The organism is Bradyrhizobium sp. USDA 4541 (assembly GCF_024171085.1).
Lineage (GTDB): Bacteria > Pseudomonadota > Alphaproteobacteria > Rhizobiales > Xanthobacteraceae > Bradyrhizobium > Bradyrhizobium australafricanum.
This window is the reverse complement of record NZ_JALJZF010000001.1, coordinates 1,154,233-1,173,267: the sequence shown is the minus strand read 5'-3', so window position 1 is coordinate 1,173,267 and position 19,035 is coordinate 1,154,233. Positions and strand designations below refer to the sequence as shown.

The following is a 19,035-nucleotide window of genomic DNA, read 5'->3' as shown; positions in this document are numbered from 1 at the left end:
TGCGCCGCCAGAAACATGATGAGACCAAGCTGAATTGGAGCGACTTCGGAGGTTCGCTTCTCCCCGCTGGGCAGGGCGAACCGGGGCGAGGGATGCTCGCGTAATTTCGGAATATTAGAATATTGTTCCTGAGTTGCCCGACGTGTCAAGCTGCTTGGTCGAACGCCTGCCGCCGCTGGCCACTTTGCATGGGGTTGTTTTCGATATTTTGGCAATGCGCTCTGCGACGGCGCCATCGCTTCAGATTGCCCTAGACTAGCCAATCAGCCGCGCCGCGTGGCGCGGCCGGATTCGACGTCGAAAATCTCTCCTCGCGGGCCGATATCGACGAACGCCGCGGGATCGGCGCCGGTCATCCAGACCTGCGCGCCGAGCTTGGCGAGCTCGTCGAACAGCGCCTTGCGGCGGTTCGGATCGAGATGGGCGACGACCTCGTCGAGCAGCAGCAGCGGCACGATGCCGGTCATCTCCGCGACCATCGTGGCGTGCGCCAGCACCAGCCCGATCAGGAGCGCCTTCTGCTCGCCGGTCGAGGCGTCACGCGCCGGCATGTTCTTCGGCGCGTAGACCACCTGCAGATCGGTCAGATGCGGGCCGTCGAGCGTGCGCCCGGCGGCGGCATCGCGCGGCCGGCTGGCGCGCAGGATCTCGCGGTAGCGGTCCTCCACCGCCGTTGCAGGCTCCTGCAGCAGCGCATTCTCCATCCAGCCGTCGAGCATGATCTCGGCGGAGGGGAAGGCCGAGGCCGCGCCGCGCTCGCGCAGCATCACGGCGAGCTTGGCGGCGGTCTGGCCGCGTGATGCGGCAACCGCGACCGCAAGCTCGGCGGTCTCGCGCTCGATCGCATCACACCAATGGTCGTCATAGTTGCGCACCTCGAGCAGCCGGTTGCGCGAGCGCAGCGATCGCTCCAGCGCGGAGACGCGGCTGGAATGCTCGGAATCGATCGCCAGCACCAGGCGGTCGAAGAAGCGCCGCCGCTCCGAGGCGGCGCCCATGAACAGGCCGTCCATCGCCGGCGTCAGCCACACGATGCGCAGATGATCGCCGAACGCGGTTGCGGACCCCACCGGTTCGCGGTCGATGCGGCAGCGCCTTGTGTTACCGGCGTCACCGGTCGGCGGATCGATACCGGTGCCGAGCGTCGCAAGGCCGAGCGCGCCCTCGACTTCGGCCGAGACCGCCCAGGAGCCGTCGCCCTGGTTGTCGGCGATGTCCTCCAGCGTCGCGCGGCGCAGGCCGCGGCCCGGCGACAGAAACGAGACCGCTTCCATGCAATTGGTCTTGCCGGCGCCGTTCGGCCCGACCAGCACCACCATGTCGCCGGCGACCTGCAGCGTCGCCGTCCGGTAATTGCGGAAATGCGTCAGCGACAGGCGGTGAATGCGGGACGGGGTCATTTCTCTTCCTTCCCCTCTCCCCTTGTGGGAGAGGGTGGCGTCTCACGAAGTGAGGCGACGGGTGAGGGGTATCTCACAGCTCGGCAAGCTTGGCGACAATGTCTTCCAGCACCGCCCCGGGCGTCCGCAATACGTCATTGTTCCAGTAGCGCAAGACCTGAAAGCCTTCCGCCGCAAGCGCGTCAGTCCTGGATGCATCACGCGGCGACGAAGCGTGCTGACCGCCGTCGATCTCGATGGCGAGGCGCTCCTCGAAACACGCGAAGTCGAGAATGTAATTTCGAAATGGAACCTGCCTTCGAAATTTCAAGTGCGACAGGCGCCGATCGCGCAGCAGGCGCCACATCTTCGCTTCCGCGTCAGTCGGCTCCCGGCGCATCTTCTTTGCGAAGCTGCGGAGGCGTTCATCGGTCGGTCGATGGTGCGGCGTTCGCGGCACCAACCCCTCACCCGGCGCCTGCGGCGCCACCCTCTCCCACAAGGGGAGAGGGTGCAGTTGCTCGTGAAGAGAGGGTCATCACACCCGCATCGGCATCAGCACGTAGAGCGCGCCCTTGCTGTCGCGGTCCTGCACAAGGGTCGGCGAGCCGGGATCGGCGAGCTTCAGCACTGCGACCTCGCCCTCGATCTGGGCGGCGATGTCGAGCAGATAGCGCGAGTTGAAGCCGATATCGAGCGCGTCGGAGGCGTACTCGACCTCGAGCTCCTCGGTGGCGCTGCCGGAATCCGGGTTGGTGACCGAGAGCACCAGCTTGCCCGCGGACAGCGCGAGCTTCACCGCGCGGCCGCGTTCGCTGGAAATCGTCGAGACGCGGTCGACGGCGGCCTCGAAATCCTTCTTGTCGACGACGAGTTCCTTATCGTTGTTCTGCGGGATGACGCGGCCATAGTCCGGGAAGGTGCCGTCGATCAGCTTCGAGGTCAGCACCACGTTGCCGAGCGTAAAGCGGATCTTGCCGTCCGACAGCTCGATCGAGATCTCGGCGTCGTCGCCCTCGATCAGCCGCTGCACCTCGCCGACCGTCTTGCGCGGGACGATCACGCCGGGCATGCCGGTTGCGCCCTTGGGCAGCGCGAGGTCGATCTGCGCCAGCCGGTGACCGTCGGTCGCAACGCCGCGCAGGGTCGCCGCCTTGGCGCTGCCGGCCGCGTGCAGATAGATGCCGTTGAGGTAGTAGCGGGTCTCTTCGGTCGAGATCGCGAACTGCGTGCGGTCGATCAGGCGCTTGATGTCGGACGCCGGCAGCGAGAACGAATGCGTCATGTCGCCGGCGGCAAGGCCCGGGAAGTCGCTCTCGGGCAGGGTCTGCAGCGTGAAGCGCGAGCGGCCGGCACGCACGGCCAGCACCGAGCGGTCGCCGTCGGCTTCCAGCACGATCTGCGAGCCGTCGGGCAGCTTGCGGACGATGTCGTAGAACATGTGCGCGGGCACCGTGGTCGAGCCGGCGGTTCCGGTCTCGGCGGCCAAGGTCTCCGTCACCTCGAGGTCGAGGTCGGTCGCCTTCAGCGACAATTTGGCGCCCTCGGCGCGGATCAACACGTTGCCGAGGATCGGGATGGTGTTGCGGCGCTCGACCACGCGGTGAACGTGACCCAGCGATTTCAGGAGTTGCGCGCGCTCGACGGTGACCTTCATTGCAATACCCGCCAGATCCCTCAGATGGAAAAGCCGGGCGGCCGTTCAGGGCAGCACCGCGGCATTGGAAACCCGAAAAGCCGGATCAATACCGGATTTGATCAAACCCACGGGGGGACCGCAAGGTGGCGCGGATGGGCGGCCGGTGCAAGGGATACGGGCGCGAAACGAGCCCCGTTCCCCACGTTTTGGGTCGGAAAAAAGTTTAGCCCTCCCCTTTGGCGAGGGGAGGGCTATGGAACGATCCGGCCGGATGAAGCGGCCCTATTCCTGCAGCTGGCGCTTCAGCGATTCGACTTCCTCCGACAGCGCCGTGTCCTTGGCTACCAGTGCCTCAATCTTGCGCACGGCGTGCAACACCGTGGTGTGGTCGCGGCCGCCGAAGCGCCGGCCGATCTCCGGCAGCGAGCGCAAGGTCAGCGTCTTCGCCAGATACATCGCGACCTGGCGCGGGCGTACCACATTGGCGGTACGGCGGGACGACAGCAAGTCGGAGCGGCTGACATTGTACTGCCGGGCGACCACGCGCTGGATGTCCTCGATCTTGATCCGCTTCGGCTCCTGTGGGCGGATCAGGTCGCGCACCTCGCGCTCGGCCATCTCCAGCGTCACCGGCTGGTTGTTGAGCTTGGAGTGCGCCAGCAGGCGATTGATCGCGCCTTCAAGGTCGCGGCCGTTATGGGTGATGGTGCGCGCCAGATAGTCGAGCACTTCCTCCGGTACATCGAAGCTCGCATGGTGGGCGCGGGCGGCGGCGACGCGCGACTTCAGGATGCCGAGCCGCAGTTCCTCGCCGAGCGAGCCCATCTCGACCACGAGGCCACCGGCGAGCCGCGAGCGCACGCGGTCGTCGAGGCTTTCCAGATCCGACGGCGGACGGTCGGCTGCGATCACAACCTGGCGGCCGGCATCGATCAGCGCGTTCAGCGTGTGGCAGAACTCGGCCTGCGTCGACTTGCCCTGCAGGAACTGCAGATCGTCGATGACCAGCACGTCGATGCCGCGCAGCGCCTCCTTGAAGGCCAGCGCCGTCTGCGTCTTCAGCGCCGCGACGAAGCCGTACATGAACTTCTCGGCGGTGAGATACAGCACCTTGCGCTCGCCGCCGGAATTGCCGGCCCAGGTCACCGCCTGCAGCAGATGCGTCTTGCCGAGGCCGACGCCGGCATGAATGTAGAGCGGGTTGAACATCACGGGATCGCCGCGGCGACCTTCCGCGACCTGGCGGGCCGCCGCATGAGCCAGCGTGTTGGACCTGCCGACGACGAAGCTGGCGAAGGTCAGGCGCGGATCGAGCGGCGAGCCGCCGAGCGCGTCGTGGCTCGCGGACACCGGCGCGGTCGCAACCGAGCGCAGTTCAGGCACGAGCCGGCCGTCAGTGCGCTCGATGCGGCGCACTTCGACGGGCGCAACCGTTTCCTTCACCGGAGCCGTCGCGCGGATTGCCGAGCGCACGGTGAGGTCGATGCGATGCACTTCGGGCATCTCGGCCTGCCAGCAGGAGAGCACGCGTTCGGCATAGTGCGCCTGGATCCAGCTCTTGAGGAACCGGGTCGGAACCGACAGGTGCACGCTCTCGTCGTGCACGCTCTCCAGATCCATCCGAGCGAACCAGCTCGTGTAGACGTCCTCGCCAACGCTCGTCCGCAAACGTCCCTTCACCCGCGACCAGCGATCCTGTTCCGTGTTCGTCATTGCCTTCGTACTTCCAAGTCTGAGAGATAATCGTTGCGAAAGCGCCGTGCAGGTTTCCTGCCGCGGCGCGACCTCTAGCGGGCGCGGTCTGCTCCGGACAAAGCTCTCCCGTGTGGCGTCCATGCGCCACCCGACAGATCAGCTGTTTGGAGAAGATGCGCCCCGCGAGGTCAGCGCGTACTCGACGGACGCTTCGGGTGGGAGCTGACGTCCGAGGGGTTGATTACGGCACCACTGGAAATTTGCGCTTCGGCTGTCGTTGGTTCGACTGCAGTGATGATACCGTAAGCCATATGACCTCCCCCTCCCGCCGCGACGTATCGCGGCAAGTTGTCAGCTTGCTCGTGTCTTCAAATTCGAACTGCTGCTACCGAACACCGAAATGCCCGGCGCTTCGCCGCCGCCGTGTCGTCGTCAACCCGTTCACTCGCTCCGCGTTCCCGCTGCCAGATTCCGACTGACGTCCTGGTCTCTCTTGTTTGATCCCCCAAATTGCCGGGGACATCGCCGGAGAATTTTTGACACAGGTCGTCTGTCCTCATATCGCTATGAGTTGTCAATCTAGCTTCGCTTGGAAAGCGTCGCTAACGCACACACCGCCGCCGATTTGTGCGTCCGCCCCTGGGTCTCAAACCGCGCTGATCTGGAGAGCCGTGGGCGTCGCGAACAAGAAATAAATACACCAAGCTGATTTTCTGACAATCCGTGGATTCGACGGGGATCGAGACTCTTCGCGACTGTTGCGGCGTTGCCGATGCTGAGTTGCGAAAGCAAGTTTTTGAATCAGCGCACAGATTCACGCGTGTCACAAACGACGGTGCAATACCAAAAATTTTTCATAGAAAATTTACATTTGGTCTCGCGCCGGTCATTTTTCCAATCGCTGTCCAACGCTATGTGCATAAGTAATTCGCGAGACGTCATTTTTCTCGATTACTTTTGCAGGGTAACCCCGCTTCGCAAGTTTCGTCCGCGAAATGCTCGCGCGCTATTCCATCTATCTAGCTTAGCGAAGAACAATCTGTGGGCGAGTGCGGCGCGTTAAGCATGTCGAGCCGGTAGAACTACGGACGCGACGAAACATGACACGCAGTTCGTTGCGCGGCAACGCGAAGTGTTCTCGCGCTATGAAACTTCCACGACAAAAGTCGAGACAAAAACAAAAAGCCCGGCGCGAGCCGGGCTTCGTGACAAATGTGTTTTCCCAGTCAGCTCTGGTGGCGAGCCGTTACTTCGCGAGCTTGGCGATGCTCTGCGTGAGGCGCGACACCTTACGGCTCGCGAGGTTCTTGTGAATGATGTTGCGCTGCGCTGCCTTCATCAGCTCGGGCTCAGCGCGGCTCATCGCCTTCAGTGCCGCCTCGCGGTCGCCGTTCTTGATCGCTTCCTCGACGGTGCGCACCGCGCCACGCATCTGCGTGCGGCGCGACTTGTTGACGATGGTGCGGCGGGCAATCTTGCGGGTCGCCTTCTTGGCGGAGGTGGTGTTGGCCATGGTTCTCTAACTGTCCTTCGGCGGTGATCGCTCGGTGGTCGGGCTTGCGCGCACCGGCCGGTTCAAATCTCAACTCTGATGTATTTGTCCAAGGTGGTTTTCTTGGGTGTCCTTGAGGCGGCCATGCGAAGAGCGCAAAATGCTGCCTCCGCATGCGACACTGTCCAAAGAACAGCGGCGGCAGGATTGCGCCCGCCGCCATCGGTCGGTCTTATAGATGGCGCGGGCTTAAGCGTCAACGCTTTCGGGACCCCAAAAGGGCCCGAAATCGTCCCTGCGGGGGCCGGATAAGCCGCTGAAGAGGTTGAATTTCCGGGGGGCGCCCGGTAAGGCCTGAGGACGCGTGGGGCGCGACTGGGAGTTAGGGTGACGCATGATCCGCGGCTTTTTCCGTCTGATCGGCCTTCTGCTGCTGGCCGGCAGCTTCATCTTCATGGTCTATGACGGGGCCCGCTACGTCGCCGACCAGAGCCTGCGGTTCACCCAGTTCGGCCAGTTCTGGAACGACATCCACCAGTCGAGCCAGCAGGCATTCCATGCCTGGGTGGATCGCTTCGCGCCCTGGCTCTGGAATGACGTGATCCGCCTGCTTCTGGAGCAGCCGGTATTCGCGGTGCTCGGCATTGCCGGCATCCTGCTGATGATCCTGTTCCGGCCGCGTAAGCCCCTGATCGGCTACGCGCGCGACTGACTTGTCGGCAGCCCTCCTTGGCTGCACCGCCCCGTAACGGGGCTGCCATCATCCGCGTAAGGACATATATAGGTGACAGCCGGCCCGCAGGCCGTTGCCGCGTCGGCCGATGTCCCGCCTGGAGGTGTCCATGTTGTTCATGCGCAAGACCACCGCGTTGCCGAGCGCCGCCGAGGCGTTGCCGGGCCGCGCGACGCCGATCCCGACCGCGACCACCCATTTCGTCAATGGCAGCAAGTTGCAGCCGCCTTATCCGCAAGGCCTCGAGCAGGCGGTGTTCGGGCTCGGCTGCTTCTGGGGCGCGGAGCGCAAGTTCTGGGAACTCGGCGAGGGGATCTACACCACCGCGGTCGGCTATGCCGGCGGCCACACGCCGAACCCGACCTATGAGGAAGTATGCTCGGGGCGCACCGGCCACACCGAAGTGGTGCTGGTCGTGTTCGACCCGAAGAAGATCTCCTACGAGAGGCTGCTGAAGACGTTCTGGGAGAACCACAACCCGACGCAGGGCATGCGCCAGGGCAACGACATCGGCACGCAATATCGCTCCGCGATCTACACGTTCAGCGACGCGCAGCGCAAAGCCGCCGATGAGTCGCAGGCGATGTATCAGAAGGCGCTTGCCGCCAAGGGCCTCGGCGCCATCACCACCGAGGTCGCGCCGGCCGGTGAATTCTACTTCGCCGAGGACTATCACCAGCAATACCTCGCCAAGAATCCGGCGGGCTATTGCGGGCTCGGCGGCACCGGCGTGTCCTGCCCGATCGGCGTCGGCGTCACCGCCTGATCGTCTTGTTGAGAAAGAGCTCGCTCTGGAAAGCCGGTTTGCGCTCTTCCCGGGCACGGCTCCAAGCCAATGGGAGGCCAGCTGTTCCGGCCTCCCGCTCGATCCTCGAAAACCCTTTGTTAACCATAAGTGGTGCAAGACTGGGCCTGTCTCGCCGTTGAGGGATAGGTCCGGTGCCGGTTGCACGCGCGTTACGATTGCCGATCACTGCCGTTGTGGCTGCGCTCGCGCTGTCTGGTTGCATGAGCACGTCCGGTCCCGTCGCCGTCGGCCCGCAAGGCGTCGATGCCGTCACCTACGGCCCGGCCTACGCACCCGCTCCGGTTGCCGATGCAGGCGGCGGCGGTGCGATCAGCGCATTGCGTTCCGCCTTCGCCAGCACGTCCCCTGGTTATGGCTATGCCGCACCGGCCGCCGCCCCGGTCGTCTATGCCGCCGCCTCCCCGGGTGGACCCCCCGCCGGTTACGACAACGGCTATCACCTTGGCCCCGGCGACAAGCTTCGCGTGGTGGTCTACGGCCAGGAAGGCCTGACCAATTCCTATGCGATCGACGCCGCGGGCGCGATCACCATGCCGCTGATCGGCTCGGTGCCGGCGCGCGGCCGCACGCCGGCCGGGCTTGCCGGCGAAATCTCGGCACGGCTGCGCAACGGCTATATCCGCGAGCCTTCGGTGGCGGTCGAGATCGAGTCCTATCGTCCGTTCTTCATCCTCGGCGAAGTCCAGGCCCCCGGCCAATATCCCTACGTGCCGAACATGACGGTCGAGAGCGCGGTCGCGATTGCCGGCGGCTTCTCGCCGCGTGCCCGCCGCGACAGCGTGACGCTGACCCACACCGATGCGTCCGGCTCCGGGCGCTTTGTGGTGCCGCTGGGCACGCCGATGAGCCCGGGCGATACGGTATTCGTCGGCGAGCGCTGGTTCTGAAGAAGGATAGTGTCCTTCTTCATTCCGGAATGGTGCGTTAGCACCAGACCCGGAATCTCGAGATTCCCCGATGCGCAATTGCGCATCTGTGGTTCGATACTGCGCATTGCCCCGGAATGACGCTTGCAGCGTCACTTCTTCAGATGCTTTGCGAAAAACTCCATGCTGCGCGGCCAGGCGATATCGGCGCTTGCCTTGTCGTAGCTGGCGCGCTCGTCGCAATGGAAGCCGTGCTGCGCGCCGGGATAGATGAAAACCTCGACCTCGGGCCGCTTCGACTTGATGGTCTCGACATCGCTCAGGGGAATGCCGGCATCCTTCTCACCGAAATGTAGCTGCGTCGGCACCGCCGGCTTGTCGTCGGCGAAGCGCACGACGGCGCCGCCGTAATAGCCGACCGCGGCGGACAGCCCGGCCAGCTTGGTGGCGGCAGCATAGGCGACGCTGCCGCCGAGGCAGAAGCCGATGATGCCGACCGGACCGACCGGCTTCACAGCGTCGATCGCCGCCTGGCTGTCGCGCAGCATCGCGGCCCAGTCCGGATTGGCGACGAACTTCCGCGCCTCGGCGATCTCGTCGGGGGAATAGCCGCTCTGGAAGTTCGGCGTGATGCGGTCGAAGATCGAAGGTGCAACCGCGGCATAGCCTTCCTTCGCCAGCCGGTCGCAGACCGAGCGGATGTGGTGATTGACGCCAAAAATCTCCTGGATCACGACGACCGCGCCCTTCGGCGCGCCGGCAGGATCGGCGCGGTAGGCGCCGAGTTCAAATCCGTCGGAAGCTTTCAGTTTGATGTCTTGTCCCATGGTCCATCCTTGTCAGTTTGGGGGTTGCATGAAGTTTTCGATGATGAGGTCCAAAGCGCGATGACATCGTCATCGCGCTTTAGCTCTCGTTTGAGCATGGCCTTTCGGAAAACCGCTTCGCACTTTTCCGGACCATGCTCTAGCGCCACATCCAGTTCTCGCCCCAGTCGGCCTTCCAGCCGGTCAGCCGGTGTTTGCGGAATTGCAGGAAGAGGCGGTCGTGGTGCGGAAACAGCCCGCTGCCGCCGAGGTCGCGGAAGGTCAGGAAGATCTCGTTGCCGGGCCGTCCGCTGACATAGGTGAAAGGTGTGCCGAGCGCGCGCTGCGCGTCCGCAACGCCCATGCCGAACACCAGCGGCGTGGTGTTCGACAACGTCGCAGTGAAAGTGGACGGGGCTGTGACGAACGGCAGCTTCTGCGCGCTCGCCCCTGTCGTCGCCGCAGTTAGCAACAAGGCAACGGCGATTGTCTTCATGGCGCGGGCTTTCCCGGCGCGCCGGCTTCAAGGCCATCCAGGAACGGCAGCACCGCGGCGATGAAGGCCTGCGGCTGGTCGATGTTGACGGCATGGCCGGCGTTCGGAATCACCGCCTTCCGCGCCCCGGGGATTTTTGCCGCCATGTAGTCGGACGCCGCCAGGAACGGCGTGTCGTCGGCGCCGACCACAACCAGTGCTGGCACCTGGATCCCGGGCAGCGATTCGATCACCCGTGCATCGCGCTGTGCCAGCATGCCGCGCGCGGCGAGCGCGAGGCCCCTGGCGTTGCGATGGGTGACCGACGCGCGCTCGGCGCTCAGCGATCTCAGCACCTCGAGCCCTTCGCGGTCGAAGCGGTCGCCGGTCTCGCGGGCGCGCTTGTTCCAGACCTCGCGGGCGTCGTCCTTCTTGAAGCCCGGGCCGGTGTCGATGATCAGCAGCGCCCGCACCCGCTCCGGATGGGTGCGATGAAAGGCGAGCGACATGTAGCCGCCGAGCGACAGCCCGCCGACGATCGCCTTGTCGGCGCCGGCGGCGTCGAGCAGAGCGGCGATATCGCCGACCGTCAGCGCTTCGCTATAGGCATCGGGATCGTCGGGATAGTCGGACTGGCCGTGCCCGCGCATGTCCCACAGGATCAGCTTGTGCCGCTGCGACAGCGCCTCGATCTGGCCCTGCCACATCGCCGAAGTCGAGGAATAGCCGTGGGTCAGGATCAGCGGCGGGCCGCTGCCGCGAATCTCGTAGTAGATCTCGACGCCGTTGCGGTTGAGCTTGGCCATTGACGGGCTCCTTGTGTTTCTCTCGCCGCTCTGTCATCGGACGGCGTTGCCGATGCTTGCTGCCGACGCTTTGAGCAAGCGCCTGTCGATTAGACACCAACGCTGGTATTCCAAAAAGCGTCATGCCGTTGCCGCATCGCACAACAGGCATCTTCGGAAATTTATTCTTTTCGAGCAATTCCAAATTGGATTGCCTCCAGCCGGGAACCGGATCATTGTTTCGGCAACTGTCGCTTACCCGGTGGGCGCCGGCCAAGACCCAACAGTGAGTTGCCGCCGTAAGCGGCTTCCTACACCGGAAGGGGAGAGAGATGCCAAATCTCAATATCAACGGACGGAATATGTCCGTCGAGGCGGCCAATGACACGCCGCTGCTTTGGGTCATCCGCGAGCAATTGCAGATGACGGGCACCAAATTCGGTTGCGGCGCCGGTCTGTGCGGCGCCTGCACGGTTCACGTCAACGGCGAAGCGGTGCGGTCCTGCCAGACCTCGGTCGCCGACGCCGTCGGCAAGAAGATCACCACCATCGAAGGCCTCTCCGCCAAGGGCGATCATCCCTTGCAGAAGGCCTGGGTCGCCGAGCAGGTGCCGCAATGCGGCTACTGCCAGTCGGGCCAGATCATGCAGGCGGCGGCGCTGCTGTCGAAGAATACCAACCCGACCAAGGAAGAAGTGGTCGCGCATATGGACGGCAACCTGTGCCGTTGCATGACCTATTCACGAATCCAGAAGGCGATCATGCGCGCTGCGTCCGACATGCGCACCGCATCGGCCACCGGATCCGAGCGGAGGGCCACATGAACAAGCACGTGAAAAACCTCGCGCCAGAGACGACCGATCTCAGCCGCCGTTCCTTCCTGGTCGGCACCGCTGCAACCGGCCTCGTGCTCGGCTACGCCGGGTCCGGCATCGATCAGGCGCTCGCGGCACCCGCGCCCGCCAACTTCGAGCCGAGCGTCTGGTATTCGATCGCGCCCGACGGTCTCGTCACCGTGACCTGCGGCAAGGCCGACATGGGCCAGCACGTCGCCTCGACCATGGCGCAGATCGTGGCCGAAGAGCTCGGCGCGAACTGGAAGGACATGCGGGTTCAACTCGCCTCCAACGATCCGAAGTTCAACGATCCCGTGCTGGGCGCGCAGATCACCGGCGGCAGCTGGTCGACGATGATGAACTTCGACGCGATGAGCCGCGCCGGCGCAGCCGGCCGCATTGCATTGACCGAGGCGGCGGCGGCCTCCATGGGCGTGCCGGCCGGCGAGCTGGTGGTACGTGACTCCAGGATCAGCCATGCGAAGTCGAAGAAGTCGATGTCGTTCGCCGAAGTGGTGAAGAGCGGCAAGGCGACCAAGACCTTCACGGCGGATGATCTGAAGGCGATCAAGCTCAAGACGCCCGACCAGTACACGATGATCGGCGTCTCGGTGCCGCAACTCGACATCCCGTCGAAGACCAACGGCACGGCCAAATACGGCATCGACGTGATGGTGCCGGGCATGGTCTACGGCGCGCTGGTTACCCCACCGGTGCGTTACGGCGCCACCGTGAAGTCGGTCGACGATAGCGCGGCCAAGAAGCTGCCCGGCTTCATCAAGGCCGTCACCCTCGACGACAAGACCACAACCACGACCGGCTGGGTCGTCGCGGTCGCCAACACCTATGCGCAGGCGAAGAAGGCCGCGGCGGCGCTGAAGATCAGCTATGACGGCGGTCCGAACGCGAAGCTGTCGAGCGAATCGCTGCTCGCCGAGGCCAAGCGGCTTCAGGGACTGGACGATTCCGGCCAGTTCTTCGTCAAGGACGGTGATCCCAAGGCGGCCTTCGGATCGGCGGCCAAGGTGCTGGAGGCGGAATACACCACCAACATCAACATCCACGCGCCGATGGAGCCGATGAACGCCACCGCGGAGTTCAAGGGCGACATCCTGCACATCTATTCCGGCAACCAGTTCGCGACGCGCTCCGGCGCGATTGCGGCCGGCGCCGCCGGGATCGATCCGAAGTTCGTGGTGATGCACCAGATGTGGCTGGGCGGCGGTTTCGGCCGGCGTCTCGACGCCGACATGATGGTGCCCGCGGTGCAGGCGGCGAAGGCCGTCGGCAAGCCGGTCAAGGTCATCTACACGCGCGAAAACGACATGACGATGGATTTCTCGCGTCCGCTGACCTACCAGAAGGTGAAGGCCGGCATGGACGGCGACGGCAAGATCGTCGCGATGAGCCACGACGTGGTCTCGGCCTGGCCGACCGCGCGCTGGGGAATCCCCGATTTCCTCACACCGTCGGTCGACAAGAAGGGCCCGCTCGACTCCTTCACCGTGAACGGAGCGGACTTCTTCTATACCGTGCCCAACCACTATGTGCGGGCGATCAAGAACGAGATGGCGCACAACGCCACCCCGTCGGGTCAGCTCCGTTCGGTGGCGCCGGGCTGGACGTTCTGGGCGGTCGAAAGCATGATCGACGAGATCGCGCATGCGACCGGCAAGGACCCGGCGCAGCTGCGCATCTCGTTGCTCGACGGCAAGGGCAAGAATGACGGCGGCGCGCAGCGTCTCCGCAACACCTTGCTTGCTGCGATGGGCCTTGCCGGCTACGGCACCAAGCAGCTGCCCAAGGGCGAAGGCATGGGGGTGGCCTGCGTGTCGTCGCAGGAGCGCGCCACGGCGAGCTGGACCGCCTGCGTCGCCCATGTCGCGGTCGCCCCGTCGGGCGAGGTGACGGTGAAGAAGCTGACGGTTGCGACCGACGTTGGTACGCAGGTGAATCCCGACGGCATCCGCGCCCAGGTCGAGGGCGCGGCGCTGTGGGGCATGTCGCTGGCGCTGTTCGAGAAGGCGACGTTGAAGGACGGCGGCATCGAGCAGACCAACTTCGACAGCTACACGCCGCTTCGGATGAGCCAGCTGCCGGAAGTCGCGGTCAACGTCATCGCCAATGGCGAGAAGGCGACCGGCGTCGGCGAGCCCGCGGTGACGGTGGTGGCGCCGGCGATCGGCAACGCCGTCTTCAACGCGGTCGGTGCCCGCGTTCGCGGCCTGCCGATCACCGCGGAAGCCGTCAAGGCTGCGATGAAGGCGTAACGGCCTGAACGAACAAGAACGCCGGAGAGCACGAGCTCTCCGGCGTTTTTCTTTGCTCCGCGCGTCGGCCGGGCAGTGACGGCATCAACCTTGACGCCGCAGAAATTCATGATTCACTGCCGATCTGCGCAACTGCATCGATTTCCGGCCGGCCTGATTTTGCTGGCGGATTCGGCGATCCCTCAAATTGTATCCATTGCGCTTAAGCGCCGTTCAGCATCCCCATTAAGCCGGAGGGAACGCATCGTCAGGTAGCGTCCGGCGTCGGTCGTTACCGCGACGGGGATGCCATGACTGCCTTAGCCAACAACCAGACTTCGAAGCGCCGCCTCCTGCTGGCGTCAGATCGAAGCGATCAGAGCAATGAGCTCGCCAACATCCTGCGCTCGGTGGGCGAGGTCGATACCGTTCCGACCTCTGACATTCCCGAGCAGCCGGCCCGCGATCTCTCCGGCATCGTCGTCGACATCAATCTGCGCTCGCCCGAAGCCGTGCAACTCGTCCGCGCCAAGCTGCAGGCCGACGCCTATCGCGAGATGCCGCGGCTGTTCGTGCTGGCGGACGCCTTGCATCACGCCTCGATGCAGGCCTGGGCGCTCGGCGCCACCGACACGATCTCGCGGCCGTTCGATGCGCGCGGCATCCTGCAGCGCATCCGCGCCGCATTCCCCGACGACAGCGGCTATGACGAGACCGATCGCGGCAAGGCGCTCAACCGCGGCGTCGAAGCCGCGCACGGCGTGATGGTCAAGATGTTCGAGCGGATGCGCGCCGGGGAGCCGCTCAAGTTCGAGGACATCGTCGCCGCCGAGAACAAGATCCTCAAGGCGATCAAGCACAACTCGCTGCGCGAATGGCTGACCACGGTCGGCTGCCATCACCAGGAGACCTATCGCCACTGCCTGTTCGTGACAGGCTTTGCGGTCGCGTTCGCACAGCATCTCGGCATGCGCGACGACGATCAGCGCCGGCTCGCCCGCGCCGCGCTGCTGCACGACGTCGGCAAGGCCTTCGTGCCGGTCGCGCTGCTCGACAAGCCCGGCGCGCTGACGGTGGAGGAAATGGCCGAGATGCGCGAGCATCCGCGCCGCGGCTACGAGGCGCTGTCCGCGCAGGGCGGCTTCCCGCCGGAAATGCTCGACGTGATCCTGCATCACCACGAATTCCTCGACGGCACCGGCTATCCGAACGGCCTCAGCGGCAACCAGATCAGCGACATCGTCCGCGTCACCACGATCGTCGACGTCTATGCCGCTTTGGTCGAGAAGCGCGCCTACCGGCTGCAGTTCACCCACGCCAAGGCATTCTCCATGATGGAGGAGATGGGCGGCAAGCTCGACCAGCAATTGCTGCAGGCGTTCCGCCCGGTGGCGTTCGGGCATTATTGAGCCCTCAACCCCGTCATTGCTTCGTCGCTTCGTCGTCGCAATGCCGGCTGAGGCGATGGCTCTAGCCAATCAACGCAAGTCGCGGTCCTTACCTCCGCCTAGATTCCGGTGATCATCGGCAAGACCGATGCTCCGACGCGTGAGGACGATCATGGATACGGCAACGACCGGGGATTTCGACATCCCCGCCGACATCGCGGCAACCCTCGTCGATCCCGTCGCCTATGCGGACGACCGCATCCACGACAGCTATCGCTGGCTGCGCGCCAACAACCCGCTCGGCATCGCGCGGCCCGAGAAGTTCGATCCGTTCTGGGTGGTGACCAAGCACGCGCATATCCAGGCGATCAGCCGGCAGAACGAGCTGTTCCACAACGCCGATCGGCCGACCACCCTGACGACGCAGGCGCTCGAGGAGCGCGTTCGCAAGATCACCGGCGGGCCCAATTTGGTGCGCTCGCTGGTGCAGATGGACGCGCCCGATCACCCGAAATATCGCGCGCTGACGCAAGGCTGGTTCATGCCGGCCAATCTCGGCAAGTTCGAGGCCCGCGTCCGCGAGATCGCGCGCGCCACGGTGCAACGCATGCTCGCGAGGGGCGGCGCCTGCGACTTCGTCGAGGATGTCGCGCTCGGCTATCCGCTGCACGTCATCATGGAGATCCTCGGCGTGCCCGAGGCGGACGAGCCGCGCATGCTCAAGCTGACGCAGGAACTGTTCGGGCCGCAGGATCCCGACACCGCGCGCGTCCGCGACGCGCTGAGCGCGGAGCAGGTCTCCGCGATGTTGCAGGCGATCATCGCCGACTTTTCCGCCTACTTCCGCAAGATCACCGAGGATCGCCGCCAGCACCCGCGCGACGATCTCGCCACCGTCATCGCCAACGCGAAGATCGGCGGCGAGTACATGCCGGAGCACGATCAGACCAGCTATTACATGATCGTCGCGACGGCGGGCCACGACACCACCTCATCCTCGACCGCCGGCGCGATCTGGGCGCTGGCCAGGGACCCCGCGGAATTCGCCAAGGTGAAGGCCAATCCGGACCTGATTCCGGGCCTGGTCGACGAGTCGATCCGCTGGATGACGCCGGTCAAGCATTTCATGCGCTCGGCCACCGCGGATACCGAGCTCGGCGGCCGCAAGATCGCCAAGGGCGACTGGCTGATGCTGTGCTACGCCTCGGGCAATCGCGACGAGGAGGTGTTCGAGGAACCCGATCGCTTCCGCAGCGACCGCAAGCCCAACCGCCATGTCGCGTTCGGCTATGGCGCGCATCTCTGTCTCGGTCAGTACCTCGCCAAGCTCGAGATGCGCATCCTGTTCGAGGAGCTGCTGCCGCACCTGAGGTCGCTGTCGCTCGACGGCGAGGTGAAGATGACGCAGGCCTATTTTGTCAACGGCCCGAAGAAGCTGCCGATCCGGTTCGAGGTGAATTGAGTACTTTTCATTCCGGGATGGTCCGAAGGACCAGGCCCGGAATCTCGAGATTCCGGGTTCGATGCTAACGCATCGCCCCGGAATGACGCGATCAAGTCCGCCTCACTCCAGCATCTTCCTGAGTTCCGCCTTCGCGACCTTCTCCAGCGTCGAGCGCGGCATCTCCTCGACGAAGCGGATTTCGCGCGGCAGCTTGAAGTCGGCGAGGCCTGCACGGCAAGCGGCCATGATGTTGTCGTGGAGGTCGACGGGCAACGCGGCGACGCCGGCTTGCGGGATGATGAAGACGACGGGCACCTCGTCCAGCATCGGATGCTTCTTCGCCACCACGGCGGCCTCGCGCACGCCCGGCACCACCGCGATCACCTGCTCGATCTCGGAGGCCGCGACATTCTCGCCGCCGACCTTCAGCATGTCCTTGGAGCGGTCGCCGAACTTGACGTAGCCGCGCTCCAGCATCGTGACACGGTCGCCGGTGATGAAATAGCCGTGCTCGTCGAAGCTCTCGCGCGTGGCCTTTTCGTTGTGCAGATATTCGGCGAACAGCGACAGGCCGGGGATTCCCTTGATCAGGAGGTTGCCGGTCTCGCCGACCCCGGTCGGCGCGCCGTCGTCATTGACGATGCGGATTTCGTATTCGGGAGCGGCGCGGCCGATCGACATCGGCGTGTTGGGCTGATCGACCTCGCCGATGATGCCGTGGGTGATGGTCTCCGTCATGCCCCACCAGCCGATGATCTTGATGCCGAACACGCTGAACGCCGGCGGCTCGTTCACGGCGGTGCCCCAGAGCCGGAACCTGTGATCCTTCGGCACCTCGTGCTCCAGTAGCGCCTTCATGCAGAACGGGATCGTCGAGGTCCAGGTCGAGCCATGCTCGATCGCCACCGGCCAGAAGCGGCTCGCCGAGAAGCGCGGCTGGATCACGCAGGTGCCCCCGACCCACAGGCTCGCCAGCATCGAATAGGCCAGCGCGTTGGTGTGAAACAGCGGCAGATAGGTCTGGTGCACGTCAAAGGCGTGCAGGTCCTGATGCGCGGCGTTGATCTTGGCGCCCCACAGCGCGTTAGCGTGGGTCCACAGCACCGCCTTCGGCCGCGACGTGGTGCCGGAGGTATATTGCACGCTGCAGGGGGCGAGCGGATCGGTCGGGCGACGCGGCCGGTCGGCGCTGTCGGCAAACAGCGCGTCGAAGCTGTCGCCGCGCGCAGGCGACTGTGCCGGCGCTTGCCCGGCGTCGTGCGAGGTCACCGCGATCCAGCGCAGGCTCCTGCAGTTGGCGGCGATCAGTTCTGCATAGGCCGGCTGGGTGATCGCGGCGACCGCGCCGCAATGGCCGGCAAAATATTCGATCTCGGCGGCGGCGGAACGGGTGTTGGTGGTGACGGCGATGGCGCCGAGTTCGACGCAGGCGAACCACGACATGATCGCCTCGACGCAATTGTCGAGATGGATCAGGACGTAGTCGCCTTGCCGGATGCCGCGCTTCGCAAGGCCCGCAGCCAGCGCGCCGACCCGCTCATGGAATTCGCCGTAGCTCCAGCGCCGTGCCGGCGTGTCGAACGGCGCCCAGATCAGGAATGGATGGTCGCGGCGCACCTCGGCGCGCATCCGCAGCAGCCATGGTACGTCGAGCCCCGCAAACGGTCCCACGATGCCTGGTGCTGGATTCGAGTTGGCCATATGTCCTCCCGCGCAGCCTTGTCGGCCGCCCTTGGTCTTGGTTGGGAGCAGTTCTGCCATCGGCGTGCGCCGAGAGCAAATCGGGATTTGCAAAGCGGTTTTGCGCTGAAGCAATCTGTTCCGCCGCACGGAAGAGATCGATTTATTCGCAGCATCCGTTATCGGGCGCGCCTTCGCACGCCGCGCCGGTTCGCAAGGACGAACGAAAGCTACGTCGCGTTCTTCTCGTACGACGAGATCTCGATCAGGCTGCCGTCGGGGTCGCGGCAATAGACCGAGCGCAGCGTGCCGCGCGCGCCCTGCTTGGCCACCGGGCCTTCCTCGATTCTGACGCCATTGGCCTTCAGATGTGCGACCACTTCCTCGGGCGTGCTCGAAGTGAGGAAGCAGAGATCGTCGCTGCCGGCCGCCTCGTGATCGGCGGTGAACCAGTCCACCTTGTCGGCATCGCGCGGCCGCACATTGATCTTCTGGTTGCCGAACACCAGCGAGGTGCGCGGTGTCTTGCCCTTGCCCGGGTCGAACACTTTCACCTCCATGCCGAGGATCCTGCTGTACCAGGCAACCGAGCGCACGACATCGGTGACGTTGATCACGAGATGGTCGAGGCCATTTACCTTGACGGACATGATCGATCCTCTTCGGTCCAGAGTGCTTTCGAGCGATGTGGTCGCCGGTTCTGGTGCGATCAGAGCCGAAGCTTAGTCTTTCGTCGCGGTCGGCGGCGCACGTGTCGCAC

General features: G+C 64.7%; 17 protein-coding genes. 7 read left to right on the top strand and 10 right to left on the bottom strand.

The features are described from left to right. Positions 1-263 precede the first annotated feature (263 nt). The 5 genes from recF to rpsT all read right to left on the bottom strand — a co-directional run bounded on the left by recF (position 264) and on the right by rpsT (position 6,226). The gene (recF, locus tag J2R80_RS05540) at positions 264-1,400 is read right to left on the bottom strand and encodes a DNA replication/repair protein RecF (RefSeq protein ID WP_092080951.1); all 1,137 of its coding nucleotides are present in this window, start codon (positions 1,398-1,400) and stop codon (positions 264-266) included. Between the two features lie 73 nt (positions 1,401-1,473). Beyond that, positions 1,474-1,839 (bottom strand): endonuclease domain-containing protein, encoded by a 366-nt coding sequence (locus J2R80_RS05535; protein WP_253640933.1) that lies wholly within the window; start codon positions 1,837-1,839, stop codon positions 1,474-1,476. A gap of 78 nt (positions 1,840-1,917) precedes the next feature. Next, on the bottom strand, positions 1,918-3,036 hold the full coding sequence (gene dnaN, locus J2R80_RS05530) for a DNA polymerase III subunit beta (protein ID WP_074126563.1): 1,119 nt from the start codon (positions 3,034-3,036) through the stop codon (positions 1,918-1,920). Between the two features lie 264 nt (positions 3,037-3,300). Further along, positions 3,301-4,731, bottom strand: a complete 1,431-nt coding sequence (dnaA, locus tag J2R80_RS05525; RefSeq protein WP_057015334.1) for a chromosomal replication initiator protein DnaA — start codon at positions 4,729-4,731, stop codon at positions 3,301-3,303. A gap of 1,228 nt (positions 4,732-5,959) precedes the next feature. After that, entirely contained in the window at positions 5,960-6,226 is a 267-nt protein-coding gene (gene rpsT, locus J2R80_RS05520) for a 30S ribosomal protein S20 (RefSeq protein ID WP_253638150.1), read from the bottom strand. Between the two features lie 373 nt (positions 6,227-6,599). Here rpsT and J2R80_RS05515 point away from each other — a divergent pair, with 373 nt between their 5' ends. The 3 genes from J2R80_RS05515 (at position 6,600) to J2R80_RS05505 (ending at position 8,633) form a co-directional block, all read left to right on the top strand. Beyond that, positions 6,600-6,917, top strand: coding sequence for a hypothetical protein (locus J2R80_RS05515; RefSeq protein ID WP_016842666.1), 318 nt, complete (start codon positions 6,600-6,602; stop codon positions 6,915-6,917). Positions 6,918-7,047: 130 nt separating this feature from the next. Continuing rightward, positions 7,048-7,704 (top strand): peptide-methionine (S)-S-oxide reductase MsrA, encoded by a 657-nt coding sequence (gene msrA / locus J2R80_RS05510; RefSeq protein ID WP_253638149.1) that lies wholly within the window; start codon positions 7,048-7,050, stop codon positions 7,702-7,704. A 173-nt stretch (positions 7,705-7,877) separates the two neighbouring features. Further along, positions 7,878-8,633, top strand: coding sequence for a polysaccharide biosynthesis/export family protein (locus tag J2R80_RS05505; protein ID WP_168856621.1), 756 nt, complete (start codon positions 7,878-7,880; stop codon positions 8,631-8,633). A 131-nt stretch (positions 8,634-8,764) separates the two neighbouring features. On the opposite strand, the gene J2R80_RS05500 is transcribed toward J2R80_RS05505, so the two are convergent. The 3 genes from J2R80_RS05500 to J2R80_RS05490 form a co-directional block, all read right to left on the bottom strand. Beyond that, positions 8,765-9,439: a dienelactone hydrolase family protein gene (locus tag J2R80_RS05500; RefSeq protein ID WP_253638148.1), complete on the bottom strand. Its 675-nt coding sequence runs from the start codon at positions 9,437-9,439 to the stop codon at positions 8,765-8,767. Positions 9,440-9,578: 139 nt separating this feature from the next. After that, positions 9,579-9,914: a hypothetical protein gene (locus J2R80_RS05495; protein ID WP_057015339.1), complete on the bottom strand. Its 336-nt coding sequence runs from the start codon at positions 9,912-9,914 to the stop codon at positions 9,579-9,581. After that, entirely contained in the window at positions 9,911-10,699 is a 789-nt protein-coding gene (locus J2R80_RS05490; protein ID WP_253638147.1) for an alpha/beta fold hydrolase, read from the bottom strand. Before J2R80_RS05490 ends, J2R80_RS05495 begins: the two co-directional genes overlap by 4 nt. Positions 10,700-11,010: 311 nt before the next feature. Between J2R80_RS05490 and J2R80_RS05485 the strand changes: the two genes are divergently transcribed. The 4 genes from J2R80_RS05485 to J2R80_RS05470 all read left to right on the top strand — a co-directional run bounded on the left by J2R80_RS05485 (position 11,011) and on the right by J2R80_RS05470 (position 16,613). Next, on the top strand, positions 11,011-11,502 hold the full coding sequence (locus J2R80_RS05485; RefSeq protein WP_026192016.1) for a (2Fe-2S)-binding protein: 492 nt from the start codon (positions 11,011-11,013) through the stop codon (positions 11,500-11,502). Beyond that, positions 11,499-13,784 (top strand): molybdopterin cofactor-binding domain-containing protein, encoded by a 2,286-nt coding sequence (locus J2R80_RS05480; protein ID WP_168856618.1) that lies wholly within the window; start codon positions 11,499-11,501, stop codon positions 13,782-13,784. Before J2R80_RS05485 ends, J2R80_RS05480 begins: the two co-directional genes overlap by 4 nt. 290 nt (positions 13,785-14,074) lie before the next feature. After that, positions 14,075-15,172 carry an HD-GYP domain-containing protein gene (locus J2R80_RS05475; RefSeq protein ID WP_092080939.1) on the top strand — a complete coding sequence of 366 codons (1,098 nt, stop codon included), beginning with the start codon at positions 14,075-14,077 and terminating at the stop codon, positions 15,170-15,172. Between the two features lie 151 nt (positions 15,173-15,323). Then, the gene (locus J2R80_RS05470) at positions 15,324-16,613 is read left to right on the top strand and encodes a cytochrome P450 (RefSeq protein ID WP_253638146.1); all 1,290 of its coding nucleotides are present in this window, start codon (positions 15,324-15,326) and stop codon (positions 16,611-16,613) included. A 102-nt stretch (positions 16,614-16,715) separates the two neighbouring features. Here the strand turns inward: J2R80_RS05470 and J2R80_RS05465 are convergent, their stop codons facing one another. Then, a complete protein-coding gene (locus J2R80_RS05465; protein ID WP_253638145.1) occupies positions 16,716-18,296 on the bottom strand; it encodes an AMP-binding protein in 1,581 nt (526 codons plus the stop codon). A gap of 209 nt (positions 18,297-18,505) precedes the next feature. Continuing rightward, positions 18,506-18,925: a VOC family protein gene (locus J2R80_RS05460; RefSeq protein ID WP_057015344.1), complete on the bottom strand. Its 420-nt coding sequence runs from the start codon at positions 18,923-18,925 to the stop codon at positions 18,506-18,508. Positions 18,926-19,035: the final 110 nt, after the last annotated feature.

Bases quoted from the DNA above. Each gene is read 5' to 3' on its own strand.
- J2R80_RS05485 (WP_026192016.1), top strand. From the start codon at position 11,011: ATGCCAAATCTCAATATCAACGGACGGAATATGTCCGTCGAGGCGGCC.
- J2R80_RS05495 (WP_057015339.1), bottom strand. From the start codon at position 9,914: ATGAAGACAATCGCCGTTGCCTTGTTGCTAACTGCGGCGACGACAGGG.
- J2R80_RS05500 (WP_253638148.1), bottom strand. From the start codon at position 9,439: ATGGGACAAGACATCAAACTGAAAGCTTCCGACGGATTTGAACTCGGC.
- J2R80_RS05460 (WP_057015344.1), bottom strand. From the start codon at position 18,925: ATGTCCGTCAAGGTAAATGGCCTCGACCATCTCGTGATCAACGTCACC.
- rpsT (WP_253638150.1), bottom strand. From the start codon at position 6,226: ATGGCCAACACCACCTCCGCCAAGAAGGCGACCCGCAAGATTGCCCGC.
- J2R80_RS05480 (WP_168856618.1), top strand. From the start codon at position 11,499: ATGAACAAGCACGTGAAAAACCTCGCGCCAGAGACGACCGATCTCAGC.
- J2R80_RS05465 (WP_253638145.1), bottom strand. From the start codon at position 18,296: ATGGCCAACTCGAATCCAGCACCAGGCATCGTGGGACCGTTTGCGGGG.
- J2R80_RS05470 (WP_253638146.1), top strand. From the start codon at position 15,324: ATGGATACGGCAACGACCGGGGATTTCGACATCCCCGCCGACATCGCG.
- J2R80_RS05475 (WP_092080939.1), top strand. From the start codon at position 14,075: ATGACTGCCTTAGCCAACAACCAGACTTCGAAGCGCCGCCTCCTGCTG.
- msrA (WP_253638149.1), top strand. From the start codon at position 7,048: ATGTTGTTCATGCGCAAGACCACCGCGTTGCCGAGCGCCGCCGAGGCG.
- dnaN (WP_074126563.1), bottom strand. From the start codon at position 3,036: ATGAAGGTCACCGTCGAGCGCGCGCAACTCCTGAAATCGCTGGGTCAC.
- J2R80_RS05515 (WP_016842666.1), top strand. From the start codon at position 6,600: ATGATCCGCGGCTTTTTCCGTCTGATCGGCCTTCTGCTGCTGGCCGGC.
- recF (WP_092080951.1), bottom strand. From the start codon at position 1,400: ATGACCCCGTCCCGCATTCACCGCCTGTCGCTGACGCATTTCCGCAAT.
- dnaA (WP_057015334.1), bottom strand. From the start codon at position 4,731: ATGACGAACACGGAACAGGATCGCTGGTCGCGGGTGAAGGGACGTTTG.
- J2R80_RS05490 (WP_253638147.1), bottom strand. From the start codon at position 10,699: ATGGCCAAGCTCAACCGCAACGGCGTCGAGATCTACTACGAGATTCGC.